The organism is Hoylesella pleuritidis, from assembly GCF_963541955.1.
In the GTDB taxonomy this organism is placed as follows: Bacteria; Bacteroidota; Bacteroidia; order Bacteroidales; family Bacteroidaceae; genus Prevotella; species Prevotella pleuritidis.
On the sequence record NZ_CAUTUT010000023.1, the window covers coordinates 16,083 to 32,720 of the forward strand.

Annotated in this window: 18 protein-coding genes; 5 read left to right on the forward strand and 13 right to left on the reverse strand. The window is 44.2% G+C overall.

Features of this window, described 5'->3' with window-relative positions:
* Positions 1 to 4 precede the first annotated feature (4 nt).
* The gene (gene rpe, locus RWY97_RS09210) at positions 5 to 661 is read right to left on the reverse strand and encodes a ribulose-phosphate 3-epimerase (RefSeq protein ID WP_273177195.1); all 657 of its coding nucleotides are present in this window, start codon (positions 659 to 661) and stop codon (positions 5 to 7) included.
* 385 nt (positions 662 to 1,046) lie between these two features.
* Here rpe and RWY97_RS09215 point away from each other — a divergent pair, with 385 nt between their 5' ends.
* Both RWY97_RS09215 and RWY97_RS09220 read left to right on the forward strand, forming a co-directional pair.
* Entirely contained in the window at positions 1,047 to 1,760 is a 714-nt protein-coding gene (locus RWY97_RS09215) for a phosphoribosylanthranilate isomerase (protein ID WP_315566805.1), read from the forward strand.
* 1 nt (position 1,761) lies between these two features.
* Positions 1,762 to 2,325 (forward strand): anthranilate synthase component II, encoded by a 564-nt coding sequence (locus tag RWY97_RS09220; protein WP_315566807.1) that lies wholly within the window; start codon positions 1,762 to 1,764, stop codon positions 2,323 to 2,325.
* A gap of 203 nt (positions 2,326 to 2,528) precedes the next feature.
* On the opposite strand, the gene rny is transcribed toward RWY97_RS09220, so the two are convergent.
* The 4 genes from rny to RWY97_RS09240 form a co-directional block, all read right to left on the reverse strand.
* The gene (gene rny / locus RWY97_RS09225; protein WP_021584704.1) at positions 2,529 to 4,067 is read right to left on the reverse strand and encodes a ribonuclease Y; all 1,539 of its coding nucleotides are present in this window, start codon (positions 4,065 to 4,067) and stop codon (positions 2,529 to 2,531) included.
* A 70-nt stretch (positions 4,068 to 4,137) separates the two neighbouring features.
* On the reverse strand, positions 4,138 to 4,440 hold the full coding sequence (locus RWY97_RS09230) for a cell division protein ZapA (protein ID WP_021584733.1): 303 nt from the start codon (positions 4,438 to 4,440) through the stop codon (positions 4,138 to 4,140).
* Positions 4,441 to 4,448: 8 nt separating this feature from the next.
* Positions 4,449 to 4,742: a coiled-coil domain-containing protein gene (locus tag RWY97_RS09235; RefSeq protein ID WP_024991709.1), complete on the reverse strand. Its 294-nt coding sequence runs from the start codon at positions 4,740 to 4,742 to the stop codon at positions 4,449 to 4,451.
* Positions 4,743 to 4,842: 100 nt separating this feature from the next.
* Complete coding sequence (locus RWY97_RS09240) at positions 4,843 to 5,478, reverse strand: DUF8491 family protein (RefSeq protein ID WP_314080415.1); 636 nt, start codon at positions 5,476 to 5,478, stop codon at positions 4,843 to 4,845.
* 273 nt (positions 5,479 to 5,751) lie between these two features.
* Between RWY97_RS09240 and RWY97_RS09245 the strand changes: the two genes are divergently transcribed.
* A complete protein-coding gene (locus tag RWY97_RS09245; protein ID WP_051522040.1) occupies positions 5,752 to 6,300 on the forward strand; it encodes a UpxY family transcription antiterminator in 549 nt (182 codons plus the stop codon).
* A 158-nt stretch (positions 6,301 to 6,458) separates the two neighbouring features.
* Here RWY97_RS09245 and pyk read toward each other — a convergent pair whose 3' ends face one another.
* Together pyk and dinB are read right to left on the reverse strand one after the other, a co-directional pair.
* Complete coding sequence (gene pyk / locus RWY97_RS09250) at positions 6,459 to 7,907, reverse strand: pyruvate kinase (RefSeq protein ID WP_021584721.1); 1,449 nt, start codon at positions 7,905 to 7,907, stop codon at positions 6,459 to 6,461.
* Positions 7,908 to 7,984: 77 nt separating this feature from the next.
* The gene (gene dinB / locus RWY97_RS09255; RefSeq protein WP_462675853.1) at positions 7,985 to 9,067 is read right to left on the reverse strand and encodes a DNA polymerase IV; all 1,083 of its coding nucleotides are present in this window, start codon (positions 9,065 to 9,067) and stop codon (positions 7,985 to 7,987) included.
* A gap of 355 nt (positions 9,068 to 9,422) precedes the next feature.
* Here dinB and RWY97_RS09260 point away from each other — a divergent pair, with 355 nt between their 5' ends.
* Positions 9,423 to 9,701 (forward strand): HU family DNA-binding protein, encoded by a 279-nt coding sequence (locus RWY97_RS09260; RefSeq protein WP_021584652.1) that lies wholly within the window; start codon positions 9,423 to 9,425, stop codon positions 9,699 to 9,701.
* A 261-nt stretch (positions 9,702 to 9,962) separates the two neighbouring features.
* The gene (locus RWY97_RS09265) at positions 9,963 to 11,537 is read left to right on the forward strand and encodes an Rne/Rng family ribonuclease (RefSeq protein WP_021584723.1); all 1,575 of its coding nucleotides are present in this window, start codon (positions 9,963 to 9,965) and stop codon (positions 11,535 to 11,537) included.
* A gap of 39 nt (positions 11,538 to 11,576) precedes the next feature.
* On the opposite strand, the gene pdxT is transcribed toward RWY97_RS09265, so the two are convergent.
* The 6 genes from pdxT to RWY97_RS09295 all read right to left on the reverse strand — a co-directional run bounded on the left by pdxT (position 11,577) and on the right by RWY97_RS09295 (position 16,013).
* A complete protein-coding gene (gene pdxT / locus RWY97_RS09270) occupies positions 11,577 to 12,146 on the reverse strand; it encodes a pyridoxal 5'-phosphate synthase glutaminase subunit PdxT (RefSeq protein ID WP_024991712.1) in 570 nt (189 codons plus the stop codon).
* Positions 12,146 to 13,021 (reverse strand): pyridoxal 5'-phosphate synthase lyase subunit PdxS, encoded by an 876-nt coding sequence (gene pdxS / locus RWY97_RS09275; protein ID WP_024991713.1) that lies wholly within the window; start codon positions 13,019 to 13,021, stop codon positions 12,146 to 12,148. The genes pdxT and pdxS overlap by 1 nt, the downstream gene beginning before the upstream one ends.
* Before the next feature lie 8 nt (positions 13,022 to 13,029).
* Positions 13,030 to 14,031, reverse strand: a complete 1,002-nt coding sequence (locus tag RWY97_RS09280; protein ID WP_273177168.1) for a hydroxymethylpyrimidine/phosphomethylpyrimidine kinase — start codon at positions 14,029 to 14,031, stop codon at positions 13,030 to 13,032.
* 167 nt (positions 14,032 to 14,198) lie between these two features.
* Positions 14,199 to 14,495 carry a hypothetical protein gene (locus RWY97_RS09285; protein ID WP_315566815.1) on the reverse strand — a complete coding sequence of 99 codons (297 nt, stop codon included), beginning with the start codon at positions 14,493 to 14,495 and terminating at the stop codon, positions 14,199 to 14,201.
* A gap of 12 nt (positions 14,496 to 14,507) precedes the next feature.
* Entirely contained in the window at positions 14,508 to 15,797 is a 1,290-nt protein-coding gene (locus RWY97_RS09290) for a hypothetical protein (RefSeq protein WP_315566816.1), read from the reverse strand.
* Positions 15,798 to 15,806: 9 nt separating this feature from the next.
* On the reverse strand, positions 15,807 to 16,013 hold the full coding sequence (locus tag RWY97_RS09295; protein WP_273177162.1) for a hypothetical protein: 207 nt from the start codon (positions 16,011 to 16,013) through the stop codon (positions 15,807 to 15,809).
* Positions 16,014 to 16,638 lie beyond the last annotated feature (625 nt).

Below are 16,638 nucleotides of genomic sequence, written 5' to 3' on the forward strand. Positions count from 1 at the left end.
GCCGTCATTTTTTCAGTTCTTTCAAATGACGGATGATGGCAAGCGGATCTGCTGATTTGAAAATATAACTGCCGCTGACCAAGATGTCTGTTCCTGCCTGTACCAGTCTCGGAGCTGTCTCTTCTTGTACACCTCCATCGACTTCGATAAGCGCCTTACTGCCTGATTTGGCAATCATTCGGCGCAGACATTCTATCTTACGGATGGTATTCTCTATGAACTTCTGCCCTCCGAATCCGGGATTCACACTCATCAGCATCACCATATCCACATCTCTAATAATATCTTCGAGAACACTCACAGGTGTAGACGGATTCAAGGTGACACCCGCTTTCATTCCAGCAGCATGGATTTCTTGTATCACACGGTGCAGATGTATACAGGTTTCGTAATGCACACTCATCATCATCGCACCCGTTTTAGCTGTCTGTTGAATATAATGTTCAGGATGAACGATCATAAAATGCACGTCCAACGGTTTAGTACAAACTTTTGAAACGGCTTCCAAAACGGGAAAACCAAATGAGATATTGGGTACAAAGACGCCATCCATCACATCGAGATGCAACCAGTCTGCCTCGCTTTTATTGATCATTTCTATTTCGCGCCCCAGTTCTAAAAAGTCAGCTGAAAGCAGCGAAGGGGATACTAATATACTCATTTTTGTCAATTCTTTAATTCAGGCTGTACACTTCGGTTTTTCCGTTAATTCTAATCACACGATAACTGTATGCTAATTGTCGGATAAGACTTAACGTTTTCTCTGACGGAAGGGCGGTTTCAGGTGTAAAAATAGTCATAGGCCAATGTTTTATTCGTAATTCTTTGTATCTATTTAACGATGATGTTGCACCTTTATTATATGGCAATCAGAGAAAAAGAAGAAATCAGAAAGAAAAAGTAAAGAAGATGCTTGGTATTTAAAAGAAATGTTTTAACTTTGCAGAAGTTTTAATGAGAAGTCCAAAAGAAATAGTAAAACATTCGAAGAAGCCTGTCGTTTTGACGATGGGCTTCTTTCATTCAAACTCATTCAGCACACAACTATGATTATTAAAGTATGTGGAATGCGCAATTCTGAGAACATTCGCGCTGTGTCAACATTAGACATCGACCTGATAGGATTTATCTTTTACCCTAGAAATCCGCGCTTTGTGCGAATGATTCCGTCAGGTGCCGGCATCGTACCCGATTACAGTGAAGAACGGTTGAGGCGCGTTTCTCGTATCGGTGAAGAAGCTAATCTGAACGAGGGGAAGCCGTTGCAGCGTGTTGGTGTATTTGTCGATGATATGCCACAAAACATTATCACGCGAGTATATAATTACCAATTAGATTACATCCAGCTTCACGGAAACGAACCACGCACCACGTGCGACAATCTTCGCAATACCCTTGATCCGGATATCCAACCTGGAATCAAAATCATCAAGACCATTCGTATACAAACAGAAAACGATTTGGAAAAATGTCGCGAATACGAAAATGTCGTAGATTTATTTCTCTTCGATACACGCAGTGAGACTTCGGACAAGAACGAAAGCTACTTCAATCCGTCACTTTTAACACATTATGAAGGAAAGACACCTTTTCTTTTAAGTGGCAAAATCGGACCTGATGAAGTTGAAACGATACGCAACTTTAAACATCCCGGATGCGTAGGTATCAATCTCAACAAGTATTTCGAAACTGCTCCTGCTATCAAGGATGTAGATAAATTGAGAAATTTCATCAATCAAATCAGGAATAAAAGAGAATGAGATGAAGGTTATTATCATCGATAATTACGATTCCTTTACTTACAATCTCGCACATTTAGTGAAAGAACTCGGTGCTGATGTCACAGTTTGGTATAATGACTGCTTTAAACTTTCACAAATCGCTGCGTTCGATAAAATCCTTCTTAGCCCCGGTCCAGGCCTTCCATCGGGAGCAGGTCTGCTTCTTGATGTCATACGAGTTTATGCCGATAGCAAATCAATTCTCGGAGTTTGCCTCGGTCACCAAGCCATTGCCGAAGTATATGGTGGCGTCCTTTTGAATCTCCCTAATGTCTATCATGGTATAGCAAGTATGGGTACACAGTTAGGAAACGACCCCATTTTTACTGGTCTTCCGGAACAAATCACAATGGGGCGTTATCATAGTTGGGTGGTAAATCGTGCAGATTTTCCTGATGTTCTCGATATTACCGCTCTTAGCAACGACGGCCAAATAATGGGGCTTAAACATAAACATTATGACCTCCACGGTATTCAATTCCACCCCGAAAGTATCCTTACGCCACAAGGGCGTGTGATTATTCGGAATTGGTTAGAAATATAATATCCAATCATATTTATCTTGTCAATATCTATTTCTATGAATGTATTCTGCCACTAACGAATAGAGAACAACTCAAAAATGATATTGTTGAAAACTAAATACCCGAGAACGACCGTTGTCTGCTCTCGGGTATTCTTATCACTCTTTTAAAACTAAATCTATTCTGCTATCCAATGTTTTAGAATAAAAATCAAACGGCCATTCTATTTTGCATAAGCTACAGAGCGAGTCTCACGAATGACGGTGATTTTAACCTGTCCCGGGTAAGTCATCTCATTCTGAATTTTCGTAGCTATTTCGCTGCTCAACTTCTCAGACTCAGCATCATCCATCTTATCTGCCCCTACAATGACACGTAATTCACGACCGGCCTGAATGGCATAAGTCTTTGTTACGCCGGGATAACTCATTGCAATAGCCTCTAAATCATTGAGACGCTTGATATAAGCTTCTACTATTTCACGACGCGCACCGGGTCGAGCGCCTGAAATGGCATCGCAAACCTGAACGATAGGAGCCAAAAGTGTGTTCATCTCCACTTCATCGTGATGGGCTGCAATGGCGTTACAAATATCGGGCTTTTCCTTATATTTCTCTGCGATCTTAGCTCCGTAAAGTGCGTGCGGCAGTTCGCTCTCCTCATCGGGAACCTTACCGATATCGTGCAAAAGCCCTGCACGCTTGGCCTTTTTCGGATTCAAGCCCAACTCCGAAGCCATTACAGCACAGAGGTTGGCTGTTTCACGCGCGTGCTGCAATAGATTCTGACCGTAAGACGAACGGTATTTCATCTTTCCTACAATACGAATCAGCTCCGGGTGAAGACCGTGAATACCCAGGTCAATGGCTGTTCGCTTGCCGGTTTCAATAATCTCGTTATCTAATTGCTTCTTAACTTTGGCCACAACTTCCTCAATACGCGCGGGATGAATGCGCCCATCAGCCACTAACTGGTGTAGAGCCAGACGGCAAACCTCACGACGTACAGGGTCAAAAGCTGAAATAACGATAGCTTCGGGCGTGTCGTCTACCACGATTTCGACACCGGTAGCAGCTTCAAGTGCGCGGATATTGCGCCCCTCGCGACCGATAATACGACCTTTCACTTCATCATTATCGATATGGAACACACTGACCGAGTTCTCAATGGCTGTCTCCGTAGCTACGCGCTGTATGGTTTGAATAACAATTTTTTTAGCCTGCGCATTGGCATTAAGTTTCGCCTCATCCATAATCTCATTGATATAGCTGGCGGCATCAGTGCGTGCCTCGTCTTTCAAACTCTCAACAAGCCGACTCTTAGCCTCTTCCGCACTGAGTCCTGACATCTCTTCCAGTTTAGCGCGTTCCTGACTCTGCATCTTCTCCAGCTCTTCTTGCTTAATGCTGAGCAACTTCTTTTCGTTATCTATACGTTGTTGATTTTGCTCAACTTCCTGCTTTCGCTTTGCCAATTCTTCTTGACGCTGATTCAAAGAAATCTCACGCTGTTTAAGTTTGTTCTCACCTTGCTGAATCTTTTGGTTACGCAACTGGACCTCTTTTTCAAGTTCGCTTTTCTTATTGAGGAACTTTTCTTTCACCTCCAACAGTTTCTTTTCTTTCACGACATCAGCTTCTTTCGTGGCTGCATCTATCATTTCATTATACTTTCCCTTGATCACATAACGAAAAACAGCGTAACCTGCCAATCCACCGACGATGAATGACACGGCTGCAATAATTATTGTTGCTACAATCATAATATTTATTTTGTAATATTCTTTTATCCATTCACATCCCGACAGTCTGTAAAAGATTTCTCAAAAAACATCAATCTTTCAGAGCATCTTCGATTTCAGAAGTCAACTTCACGAGAATATTACTGTATGGAGCAGTATCATTGCGTCTTGATTCCTGCTCAAACCTGAGTGCTATTTCAATGAGAGCCATATACAACAATTCCTTATCGCTCCTGCGTCCTTTAAAATGCACGGCGTAAGCATTGATTGTATCCGTAATAAGTTTAGCCGCATTGCGATAATCTTCTTCATCCTCACGCGCGATAGTCACGGGAATATCGGTATCGTAAATGTGCAATCTTATATTGAGTTTGTCTCTGTTGTCTTCTGTCATCGCTCCTGCTATTTGTCGTTCAGTAGCGTTATACACTTATCCACATCCCTTATCAGCTTACTCAATCGCTTCCGAGCCGACTCCATATCAACATCCGTTATCTCGATCATTTTAGCCATTTTCAAAGCATTATAATCATTTCTTGCCTGAGTCAACTGACATTCCAACTGCTTGATCTTTCCTTCGCACTCATCCACCAACTCATATAACGCATCATTCTCCTGCTTAATCTCTTTGTATTGAAGAATCATCTGTCGAATGCGAGTGGTAAATTGTGTCAAGGTTTTCTCATCAGCGGTCATAGATGTACAATTTGTCTGCAAATTTAGTCCAATTAGTTTAAAGTTCCAAAAGAATCGAAAGATATTTTAGCAAAGCTATACCAATCAGACCAGAATTCATTTATTTCTTGCCCATTTGATTATTATTCGATGCCCGCGGCTCTTTCTTAGCCAACATCACCACCTGAAAAACAAAATCGGTAATCCACTTTTGACTGAATCCTAATCGCTTGTCATATTGCCGGATATTCACCACTGTTTTCATTACACCGGCATCCGTATAGTCGTTCTTTGCAAAGATGTCGTGCACAGTCTTCTCCGTCATTGAGTAAATTGCTTTCTTAAAAAGAGATGGCATACGCAATTTGAATTTCATCAGATTACCCATCAGCATCATCAAATCCTGTGTGAAGCCTTGGAATTGAATCAAATAAACCTGCACATCTTGTATCTTATGACAATTCTTTCGTATACTTTGATCAATCTCTTTGAAGAAATTGTCATCGCTTCGATACAATTCTTTCAGCATCTTTCGACACTGTGCCTTTTCACCTACACCCAACTTATTGTTTTGGGTCGGTACGTGCAACGTTGATTTAAACATTCGCAAATCAGGTAACATCGCCAAATTTGTAATCCCTAAATTGGCAGCCAACGAGGCTTGAAAGTATACCCTGACCAACGTCATATAGTCTTCCATTCCCCCGATCTTGCCCGCCTTATTTCTATTTCCGAATAAATTAGAAAGTAATCCCATTCTCAATATATCTAAAATATGTAAATATATACAACAAAAGTTATCATCAACAAACGCATTCCATTACGTTCTACGAATGCAAAAATACAATTTTTTATCAAATCTACAAAACAAAATTCGAGGAAAATATGCAAAACCGTAAATGCACGGATTCTTCTTGCATTATTCAATTGAATTTATTAAATTTGCATTTCAAGAACAGAGAACTTGTATATGAATTGCAATTTACAAAAAATTCAAGAAGGGTCAGAACAGGACTCTATAAAAACTACAATGTGTGAAGAACAGGAAAGCACCAAGAGTCAATATCCGTGGTATGCTGTTCGAATATTTTCATCTAAACAAAAAGAAGTCGTTGACTATTTCCAACAGAAAGGAATAGAATGTTTTGTACCGATGGAATACATTTGGGTTATCGACAAAGAGGAGCATAAACGACACGTTTTGAAACCCGTTGTCCGTAATCTCGCCTTTATTGAAAAATCAATCACAGAGCAAGAAATCCGTAAAATAGTCCGTGAAACTCATCATAAGATCGCTATCATACGTAAGGATAGAGAGCACCAAGATTATTATGAGATTCCGGCCAAACAGATGAATGAATTTCGCCTGATGTGTAATCCAGAATTGGAAATGCGTAAATACATCAGCGGAGATGAAGCAAAGCTGAAAGTAGGAAGTCCCGTCACTGTTAAATATGGTCCATTAAAGGGATTAAACGGTAAACTTGTACGACAAAGCAAGAAGTATTATCTGTTGAAAGAAGTACCCGGAGTAGGTGTAATGATTAAGGTAAGTCGTTGGTGTTGTCAAGCTTTGTAATAAAAATAAGGAGAATTTCGATGCTGATAAACTATTTTTCCGTATCCGATAATACTGAATATTTGCTTATTACTTAAAAAGAAAACAAATCAAAAGCGCCGAATCAAAATCAGATTCAGCGCTTTTAATAAATTGTTTCGTTACAAACAGATGAGCGGTCAACGTTCTACGTGCTGCGGAAGATGGAACTCATACGACTTATCGAACACCTGACGAACACGATTGATTTCAACAAACGTAGTGCCGCCACGCTCTCCGAAGCTACCGCTTAAATACGCAATCTTATCATCGAGCGTGATATATCCTTTCTGACGAAGCATCCGGATCGCTGCAGTAAACATATACTCAGCACTCTGATGCTCCTTTTGATAGATGGGAATGATGCCGTAACTAAGATTGAGCCAACGTTGCGTCTTTTCCTTATAACAAATGGCAAGTACGGGGGTTGGCCCGCGAAAGGCTGCGATATTGCGCGCCGTCTCACCCGTTTCGCTATCGGTGATGATGCCGGCAACACCCAACCGGCGCGTGGAATCAATCGCTGAATAAGCCAAAAACTCTTTCTGCGTGCAGTTGTCATTTAAGACGATGTCGTAATCTCTGATTCCGAATCGGTCCTTTTCTGCCTGTTCGGCCACTGCAGCCATCGTTTCCACAGCCTCGACGGGATATTTTCCGCTGGCGGTTTCGCCACTCAACATCAGTGCATCGGTATTAGAGTAAATGGCATTGGCGATATCCGTCACCTCAGCTCGTGTGGGACGAGGGTTATTAATCATCGTGTGCAACATCTGGGTAGCCACAATCACAGGCTTCTTCTTCATCACACACTTGCGAATAATCTGCCTTTGAATACCTGGAATCTTCTCTATCGGCACTTCAATTCCTAAGTCGCCGCGCGCAATCATAATGCCATATGAAGCATCGATAATCTCGTCTATGTTGTCTACTCCCTCCTGATTCTCTATCTTCGAAATAATTTTAATGTCACTTCCGTGCGCATCGAGAATATCTTGTACAGCCTTGACATCGGCCGCATTACGTACGAACGAGTGAGCAATAAAGTCGATATCTTCTTCGATTGCAAGTAAAATATTGTGCCGATCTTTCTCAGTGAGCGCCGGAAGGTCAATATGCTCGCCGGGAACATTCACGCTTTTGTGAGCACCTAACACACCGTCGTTCTCCACACGAGCTATCAACATCGGACCTTCAACGCCGATCACTTTCATATCCAAAGCTCCATCGTCGAAGAGCAAATCGTCGCCCACCTTGACATCTTTTGCTATGTCAACGTAAGAAACATTGATGATATCGTGCGAAGTCTCCATTTCGGGCCGCCCGAAGATTTTAATTGTCTCACCGGTCTTATACGGAATGGGGGCAGCAACACCAGTCGTACGAACCTCAGGGCCTTTCGTATCGATCAGAATGCCGATATGCGGTGAGACAGCCCTCACATTACGGATAATCTTCCGAATGCCATCAGGAGTGGCGTGGGCCGTATTCATCCGCACGACATTCATCCCGGCGAAGAACAATTTGCGGATAAAGTCTTGCTCACACTTTAAATCACTGATGGAACATACTATTTTCGTTTGTTTCATATCGATGCAAATTTAATTTTAATTTCCTGCAAAGTTACACTAAAATAACCACAATTCAAATAATCGGCAACCTTATTTTACTCCTCGAACGGCAAATAACCCTCAATCCACTCAGCCCGATCAACAGGTTCGGAATCCAACGGATGAGAGACGGACAAACCGATGAGACGTATTGGATTGACGGCAGAGAAGTCAACTTCTTTCAACAAAGCCTTAGCCATCGGCAGTATATCGTCTTTGGTGTGCAAGCTTTTCTGCGCTGTTTTACTGCGGGTAATCTGGTCGAAATCAAAGAATTTCACCTTCAACGTCAGCGTTTTGCCCTCGAAGTGAACCGCGGCGATGCGGTCGGTCAGTTCCAACACCGTGTGATAAAGCTCAATCAAGACCTGCGACCGACTGCTGATGTCTTCGCCAAAAGTCTGCTCACAGCCCACTGATTTACGTTCGTGCTCGGTAACAACGGGACGAAGATCGATGCCGCGAGCAAAGTTATAATAAACATTTCCAGCCTTTCCAAAAACTTCTTGCAAATGACTTTGCGGTACTTCCCGCAACTGTGCCCCCGTAAAAATCCCCATTCGGTGCATTCGTTCGGCCGTTTTCGGTCCCACGCCCCAGAACTTTCCGATGGACAGTCGGTCTATGAAGCCGAGCGATTGGGCCTCGGAAATCGTGAAAAGCCCATCGGGTTTGCGATAATCCGATGCAATTTTAGCCAAAAACTTGTTATAAGAAACACCCGCAGAAGCTGTCAGTTGGGTCCGCTCTCTGATTTTTCGCTTGATTTCTACGGCCAACTCTTCAGCCCGTTCGATTCCACCTTCATTATAGGTAACATCGAGAAAGGCCTCGTCGATAGATAGAGGTTCGATCGTATCGGTGTATTCACGAAAGATATCTTGTATCTGATGCGACACCTCCCGATAGAAACTGAAATGCGGACGCACAATAATGAGCTGTGGACAAAGCTTTCGGGCCCTGCACATAGCCATTGCCGAATGTATACCGAAGCGTCGGGCTTCGTAGCTTGCCGTGGAAACCACACCCCTCGGACCGTCGCCCCCCACAACAATAGCCCGTCCCCGTAACTCGGGATGCTCTCTTTGCTCGACCGAAGCAAAGAAAGCATCCATATCGACGTGTATGATCTTGCGCACATTCATCACTGCAAAAGTACGCAAAAATCCTCGAACAAAACGGTGAATCAGGCTGAATGTTCCTTGCCTGTACGACAGAATGCTGACGATTAGCCGTTAAACGTACGTCAACTAACCGTTAATTGCCCGCCGATTAACCGTTAAACGCAGCGTGATGAACTGTTAATCGCAGGACGAAAAGCCATTAATCGCAACTTCTAAACAATTGAAACAGAAATAGTTCTACAAAAAATTATCGGGCGAATCGGCAAAAAATGCGAAATAAATTTCCTTTTCACGCAAAAAACTCGTATATTTGCACACTCATTTGGAAATTAAGAAGTTAAATATCACAACAATAATAACAAATCATACAATGACAAAAGCTGATATAATCAATGAGATTGCAGAGAAGACCGGAGTCCCCAAAAGGGATGTCGCTGCCGTTGTAGAAGGATTTATGGACACCGTTAAAGATAGCCTCTTAGAGAAAAGAGAAAATGTCTATCTGCGGGGTTTCGGCAGTTTCATCATCAAACACCGCGCTGCCAAAACAGCCCGTAACATCTTGAAGAATACGACTATCAACATCGAAGCACACGATCTTCCGAGCTTCAAGCCTGCCAAGAGTTTCATCGAGCAGATGAAAGGCTGAATGTGGCCGGTTCCGAATCGAGGAATATCAACAACTTATAACAAACAAATTAAATTTAAGAATTATGCCAAACGGTAAAAAGAAAAAGGGCCACAAGATGGCAACGCATAAGCGTAAAAAGAGATTACGGAAGAACAGACATAAGAGCAAGTAAATCCATTTGGCTCGACAGTCTTTTCTGACTGGGGTATGTCAATGTATCCGGCGAGGATTTTTTGACATACCTTTTTTATTAAATACACTAAGTTTTCAAGTAAAAGAATGACCAGCGAAGTTGTAATTGACGTTCAACAGAAAGAAATCTCGATCGCACTCTTAGAGGACAAGAATCTCGTGGAGTATCAGAACGAACCGCGATCGGCTTCGTTTTCTGTTGGAAATATCTACGTGGCGAAGGTCAAAAAACTGATGCCCGGGCTCAATGCTTGCTTCGTAGATGTTGGATATGAACGCGATGCCTTTCTTCATTATCTTGACTTAGGAAGCCAATTTAACTCTTACGAGAAGTATCTCAAACAGGTACAGAGCGACCGGAAAAAACTTTATCCCTTTGCAAAAGCATCCCGATTGCCCGACTTAAAGAAAGACGGAAGCGTGCAGACTACGCTCACCGTGGGGCAAGAAGTGTTGGTTCAGATTGTCAAAGAACCGATTTCCACCAAAGGACCACGCCTGACCGGCGAACTGTCTTTTGCCGGACGATTCTTGGTTCTGATTCCTTTTAATGATAAAGTGTCGGTTTCATCCAAGATCAAAAGTGGCGAAGAACGCGCCCGACTCAAACAACTCATCCACAGCATTAAGCCTAAAAACTGCGGTGTTATTGTCAGAACGGTAGCCGAAGGTAAACGAGTAGCCGAATTAGATGCCGAATTGAAAGTGCTGAACAAGCGTTGGGAGACAGCTATTGAGAAAGTTCAGAAAACACAGAAACGACCCCAATTAGTGTTTGAAGAGACCGGACGAGCTGTCGCTTTGTTGCGCGATCTTTTCAATCCGACTTACGAGAACATCTACGTCAATGACAATGATGTGTTTAAAGAAGTACAGCACTATGTCTCTTTGATAGCCCCTGAAAAGGCTGGCATCGTGAAACTGTACTCGGGCAAGACGCCGATCTTTGACAATTTCAACATCACCAAGCAAATCAAATCGAGCTTCGGCAAGACCGTCAACTACAAACATGGTGCTTATCTCATTATTGAACATACCGAAGCACTGCACGTTGTGGATGTGAATAGCGGCAATCGGTCGCGTCAAGTGAGCGGACAAGAGGCTAATGCATTGGACGTTAATCTCGGTGCAGCAGACGAATTGGCCCGCCAATTGCGCCTGCGCGATATGGGAGGAATCATCGTTGTCGACTTCATTGATATGAATTTGGCCGAAGACAGGCAGATGCTTTACGAGCGAATGTGCAAGAATATGCAGAAAGACAGAGCTCGTCACAACATCCTTCCATTGAGTAAGTTCGGTCTGATGCAGATCACGCGCCAGCGAGTTCGCCCTGCAATGGATGTCAACGTTGAAGAAACATGCCCTACCTGTTTTGGAAAAGGAAAGATTAAATCAAGTATTCTGTTTACAGATCAGCTCGAGAGTAAAATTGACCGATTAGTTAATAAGATTGGTATCAGGAAGTTTTATCTGCACGTTCACCCTTATGTGGCGGCGTATATCAACCAAGGCGTTGTCTCATTGAAGCGCAAATGGCAGTTGAAATACGGTTTCGGCGTGCACGTTCTCTCTTCTCAGAAGCTCGCTTTTCTGCAATATGAGTTTTACGATGCAGACAAGCAATTCATCGATATGAAAGAAGAGATCGAGACAAAATAAAAAAGAAGAGCAGTTCAGACATTTGAACTGCTCTTCTTTTTATACGATCATATCCAAAAAATACTGATGAATACGTGTGTCTTCATTCAATTCCGGATGGAAAGCCGTCACCAACTGATGTCCTTGCCGAGCAGCAACGATATGTCCGCCGACTATTGCCAAGGCTTGACAATCTGCTGATGCCAATGCTTCTATATAAGGAGCCCGGATGAAAGTCATCGGAACCGAGTCCCCTACTCCATCAAACGGTGCCTCAACATAGAAACTTCCCAGCTGACGGCCATAAGCATTGCGGCGTACAGCAATATCCATTGTCGAAATGCCGTCATACGACTTGTCGTCTACTTGTTTTCCCAAAAGAATCAGTCCGGCACAGGTTCCAAAGACGGGTAATCCTCCGCGGATTGCCTCTTGGATGGGATGGAGCAGACAGAGCTCACGAAGCAGTTTGAGTTGGGTGGTACTTTCGCCGCCGGGAATGATCAGCCCGTCTTTCGGTTGGTTCCAATCGGCTGCCTGTCTGATCTCAAAACTGTCTGCACCCAATGCAGACAGCATCCGCCGATGCTCGATAAAAGCTCCCTGTAATGCTAATACGGCAATTCTCATTACTTGCCTCTCTCAGCCATCAACAGCTGAATCTCCTGCTCATTGATGCCTACCATCGCCTCGCCAAGGTCTTCGGAAAGTTCGGCCAGCATCTTGGCATCGTTGTAATTGGTTACGGCTTTCACGATGGCGGCAGCCCGCTTAGCCGGATTTCCGCTCTTGAAGATGCCCGATCCGACGAACACACCCTCTGCACCCAGTTGCATCATCAGCGCTGCATCGGCAGGAGTAGCCACACCGCCAGCTGCAAAGTTCACCACGGGGAGCTTGCCATTGTCGTGCACATACTGCACTAACTCGAACGGAACTTGAAGCTGTTTGGCGGCCTCAAACAGTTCATCGTCGCGCATCGAACCGATTCTGCGAATCTCGCTCTGCATCATCCGCATATGCGTCACGGCCTGCACCACGTCGCCAGTGCCCGGTTCGCCTTTCGTCCGAATCATCGTTGCACCTTCGACAATGCGCCGCAAAGCTTCGCCCAAATTCTTCGCACCGCAGACGAAAGGTACGTCGAAACGGGTCTTGTCAATGTGATAAACATCGTCCGCAGGCGAAAGCACCTCGCTCTCGTCGATATAATCGATTTCGATAGCCTGCAAAATCTGCGCCTCGGCAAAGTGGCCGATGCGGCACTTGGCCATCACCGGGATGGAAACGGCAGCTTGAATACCTTTGATCATCTTCGGATCGCTCATCCGCGAAACACCGCCAGCTGCACGAATATCAGCCGGAATGCGCTCAAGCGCCATCACTGCACACGCACCCGCAGCCTCGGCAATACGAGCCTGTTCAGGAGTTGTCACGTCCATAATCACTCCGCCCTTAAGCATCTGAGCCAAGTTGCGGTTCAATGTTTGTCTGTTTTCAGTCATAATGATATTTATTTTTTACGGTACTGACTTGGAGATATACCTTTCATCTTCTTAAAGAATTTAGTGAAATGCGCCTGTGACGAAAATCCGAAAGCATAAGCCGTCTCCTGAACAGTTTTGTCCGTGGTTTTGAGTTGCTGCTCGATTTCACTGATAAGATAATCGTCGATGATACTCTTGGGCGATTTCCCTGAGATACGTTTGGTAACTTGAGCCAGGTATCTGCTACTCACATTCAGGCAATCGGCATAAAAATGCACGTCGCTATTGGTACGGTGATGCGCCATTACCTCGCTGACAAATTCATTATAAAGTTCGCTGCTCCGCCCTGTCAGGTCTGAAGCGACTCGTATCTGCTGATTCATAAACGTCTTGGAACGGCTCAGGGCCTCGTCCATTGGCAATCCCTGACCCAAATAAACAGCAATGGCCGAAGCCAGACTGTTTCCCAATCCGTGTGCATACTGCGGCAGAAGATCTTCTTGCATAATCACGTTGCAGCAACCGAAAGCCCCGAACCACGATGCTATCTGATCTCTACCGACCGTGTCCGACCCCTTGCCGCGCATAAAATAGGCTGCATCGCGTTCACGGACAATGACCAAATCGATGAGCGGCAACAACTGACACTTCACCTGTGCAATCACATCGTCGGCCATCAGAACATCACCCCGACTCGAATAGACAATCGGGTCGTAGATCGTCTGCCTCGGTTTATACTTAGACAGCGCGCCAACCACTGCATTCAGTGTACCTACGCTCCGAATCATACCGATCTTGACCACCTCCGGTTGAATATCATTGATAATAGCCTCAATTTGGCCGGCAACGATATTGGCCGGCAGATTGAAAAACTCCTGAATACCGAGCGTGTTCTGAACCGTAATCGCCGTGATTGCCGACAAGGCATACCCGCCCAGCGCCGAAATCGTCTTGATATCTGCCTGAACACCAGAGCCGCCCGTACTGTCGGAACCAGTGATAGTGAGGATGGGTATATTCGTTTTCATAAGCACTTGCAAAGGAAAGAAAAAAAATGCAGACAGCGAAATAATGTTCCCGTTTTGACAAAGCAAACACGCGTTTGGATAAAGATTAAGGAGATCTTGGCCTTTTGGTTATGCTGAAAACCTACATAGCTTTCCAAAGAAAAGCTATGTAGGTTTTCAGTGTTGGATTAATTGAATTTCACGCACCGCATTCCAGCCTCGCGCGTGCTTCGATGTACTCCCACATGGGTTCTTTTGAAAGTGAAGTTGAATGCACCGTAAAACATTTTACCCTCAGCCGTTGTAGGCAGAGCATAGCAGGTGGAAGTCCAGTACTGTCCTTCAAATCCCATGCCTCTTCCTATTCCCTGTCTGATTTCCCCGTATAGATAATTATCTATTGCGGGCAGATAGAAGTAATTGGTATTGTCAGCAGGAGGTGTCTGCGGATAGCCTTTCACCCTAAAAGGAAATTCCTTCTGCATAGCTTTCGTACCTCAACGATAGTCTTTACCATTATACGATTCTTTCAGCGCATTAGGGCTCATTCCGCCGTTGTCTGATGCGATGGCATATGCTTTTTTGAGCCACAGACCACCTTTATACAGGTGTTTGAGTACAGTCCAGAGTTTGACGTCATCCCAATGCGGGTCGCCTTTATGGGCATACCACATTATTTCGTTGATATTGGGGCAGTCTTTTGCTATGTGTGTGGCCTGCCGTGTTCCTGTACCGTTCATCAGAGTCGTATTAAACCAGCGGCTGTCACCTGCATTCCGAGGATAGTTGGAATTGGGCAGATCGCTGTTGAGTGCGGGCAGAACATCTTCGAAGTCCTTCCAATAGTCGGTCATGGCGTCCCACATATAGACCTTATTGTCGTAGGCCGCCACATCTAACCGTGACTCAATGCTATAATAGCTGCCCACCTGATAATCGAGCGAGCCATACTCGTCGGTGATAACACCATCTACTCCGGTCTGAATATCCTTGACATAATACTTGATAGTGAGCCTGTGTTTTCCGGGAGCAATAACCATAAAAGCACTGTTAAGCTGACTGTTCGGTGCATTGTTCTTCAAAGGGAAACCATGCGTATAACCGGCTGCATCATCGATGATGAGCGCGATGGTCTTCTGACTCCCCGAACCAACGAGTTTACCGGAAGCAGGATCAAGCCTATAAGTCCCGGCGATGTTGTTATTCGAAGTCACCTCAATCTTCGTGATATAGGTGCTGACAAACTGATGACTGGTATAAGGCAAGAAACGGAGATAAGCAGCCTTATGATTGAGCTTGAACCTGAATCGGCCGTTCTGCTTCGTAGCCAATCCTATGCCGCAGTCGCCCGAGTCACCGAAATGATCGGTATTGTTGGGAGCCTTCTGCGTCTGTTCGGAAGCAATGGTCACCTGGTCGTTATACCCTTTCGTACCAGGATAGTAGACCAAGTATGAGTTCTTGGTAAAGTCGCTGTTGGGCAACTCAAAGTCAAAGACAGGTTGCCGAGGTCCGGGATTGGTGTTGCTGATCTTCCTGAAAGTGTTATGATCGTCTCTCACGTAGATATAATCGTCTGCCTCCCAAAAGAATGTACCGCTATCCCAGTCCATCGATGTGCGTGTAGCCACCTTATCCGAAATAAAAGAGCCTTGTCCAGTATACCCTTTGATGGCGGCTTCTTCCCTCTCCGTCTCTTGGTTTATGGCATCGTTCGAGCAACTTGCCATAAATATCAATAGGCCGACAGCAGCAAGACACAACAAATTCTTCGTCGTTGTCATCATCTTCGCGTTTTAGTCATTCCACAAATTACTTTCTTCCTCGCCATCCGGATCAAAGGCCTCTGCTTTAGCTCCGTGAGGCACCGTACCGCCACCCTGTCCCGGGTTGTGTGTTCCACTACCCGGACTGCCGGCTAGGATTAAACTCTCTGTTGCAACACATAAGACGTTGATCTCGGGTCGGCGATAAACACTGTTTGTTACTTGATTTTCTCTCATTGTCATATAATTTTAGTGAATAAATAATATTTGTTATTGTGATCTTGAAATAATCCGGCAAGAGGGTATAAAGACTGTGCTTCCTTTCAAGAAGAAAGGAAGTGAAGACAATCGCTCATCCTCGCGCGCGTAGAGAAGAAGACATAATAAATGCTACATCAGATTGTGTGTTTAAGACTTTTTCTGAGATAACCAAATACAAAGCACTAAAAGATGTAAAGAAATCAACATTTCTTCGCGTCGCGTTGTTGCTTATATTTGTTCCTTTAATCATATCTCATTTGTTCAGCCCCTCAACACCCTGACTTAGATGGCTAAGGAAATTAATTGGATTTGTCTGCAACAAGGTAACTACATTTTCTTAAATCTGCAAATAGACAACATAAAAACTGCCATACGGTAGTTTTTAATTCATAATGTATAATTCATAATTGGCGTAGTGCTGAGCTTCATTTCATCATCCTTAATTTGCGTAATCTTTCATTGTTCTTTGTTCACTCATCTACTTATCAACCCATAAAACCATTTACTCCTGTAAGCTTTCGTCTACTATCTACTCGTAGGTTCAACTCCTTTCCCTACGTTACTCCTAATTGTAGAGATACCGAACTTATTGAATTTTCAT

Bases quoted from the DNA above. Each gene is read 5' to 3' on its own strand.
- rpe (WP_273177195.1), bottom strand. From the start codon at position 661: ATGAGTATATTAGTATCCCCTTCGCTGCTTTCAGCTGACTTTTTAGAA.
- RWY97_RS09215 (WP_315566805.1), top strand. From the start codon at position 1,047: ATGATTATTAAAGTATGTGGAATGCGCAATTCTGAGAACATTCGCGCT.
- RWY97_RS09220 (WP_315566807.1), top strand. From the start codon at position 1,762: ATGAAGGTTATTATCATCGATAATTACGATTCCTTTACTTACAATCTC.
- rny (WP_021584704.1), bottom strand. From the start codon at position 4,067: ATGATTGTAGCAACAATAATTATTGCAGCCGTGTCATTCATCGTCGGT.
- RWY97_RS09230 (WP_021584733.1), bottom strand. From the start codon at position 4,440: ATGACAGAAGACAACAGAGACAAACTCAATATAAGATTGCACATTTAC.
- RWY97_RS09235 (WP_024991709.1), bottom strand. From the start codon at position 4,742: ATGACCGCTGATGAGAAAACCTTGACACAATTTACCACTCGCATTCGA.
- RWY97_RS09240 (WP_314080415.1), bottom strand. From the start codon at position 5,478: ATGGGATTACTTTCTAATTTATTCGGAAATAGAAATAAGGCGGGCAAG.
- RWY97_RS09245 (WP_051522040.1), top strand. From the start codon at position 5,752: ATGTGTGAAGAACAGGAAAGCACCAAGAGTCAATATCCGTGGTATGCT.
- pyk (WP_021584721.1), bottom strand. From the start codon at position 7,907: ATGAAACAAACGAAAATAGTATGTTCCATCAGTGATTTAAAGTGTGAG.
- RWY97_RS09260 (WP_021584652.1), top strand. From the start codon at position 9,423: ATGACAAAAGCTGATATAATCAATGAGATTGCAGAGAAGACCGGAGTC.
- RWY97_RS09265 (WP_021584723.1), top strand. From the start codon at position 9,963: ATGACCAGCGAAGTTGTAATTGACGTTCAACAGAAAGAAATCTCGATC.
- pdxT (WP_024991712.1), bottom strand. From the start codon at position 12,146: ATGAGAATTGCCGTATTAGCATTACAGGGAGCTTTTATCGAGCATCGG.
- pdxS (WP_024991713.1), bottom strand. From the start codon at position 13,021: ATGACTGAAAACAGACAAACATTGAACCGCAACTTGGCTCAGATGCTT.
- RWY97_RS09280 (WP_273177168.1), bottom strand. From the start codon at position 14,031: ATGAAAACGAATATACCCATCCTCACTATCACTGGTTCCGACAGTACG.
- RWY97_RS09285 (WP_315566815.1), bottom strand. From the start codon at position 14,495: ATGCAGAAGGAATTTCCTTTTAGGGTGAAAGGCTATCCGCAGACACCT.
- RWY97_RS09290 (WP_315566816.1), bottom strand. From the start codon at position 15,797: ATGATGACAACGACGAAGAATTTGTTGTGTCTTGCTGCTGTCGGCCTA.
- RWY97_RS09295 (WP_273177162.1), bottom strand. From the start codon at position 16,013: ATGAGAGAAAATCAAGTAACAAACAGTGTTTATCGCCGACCCGAGATC.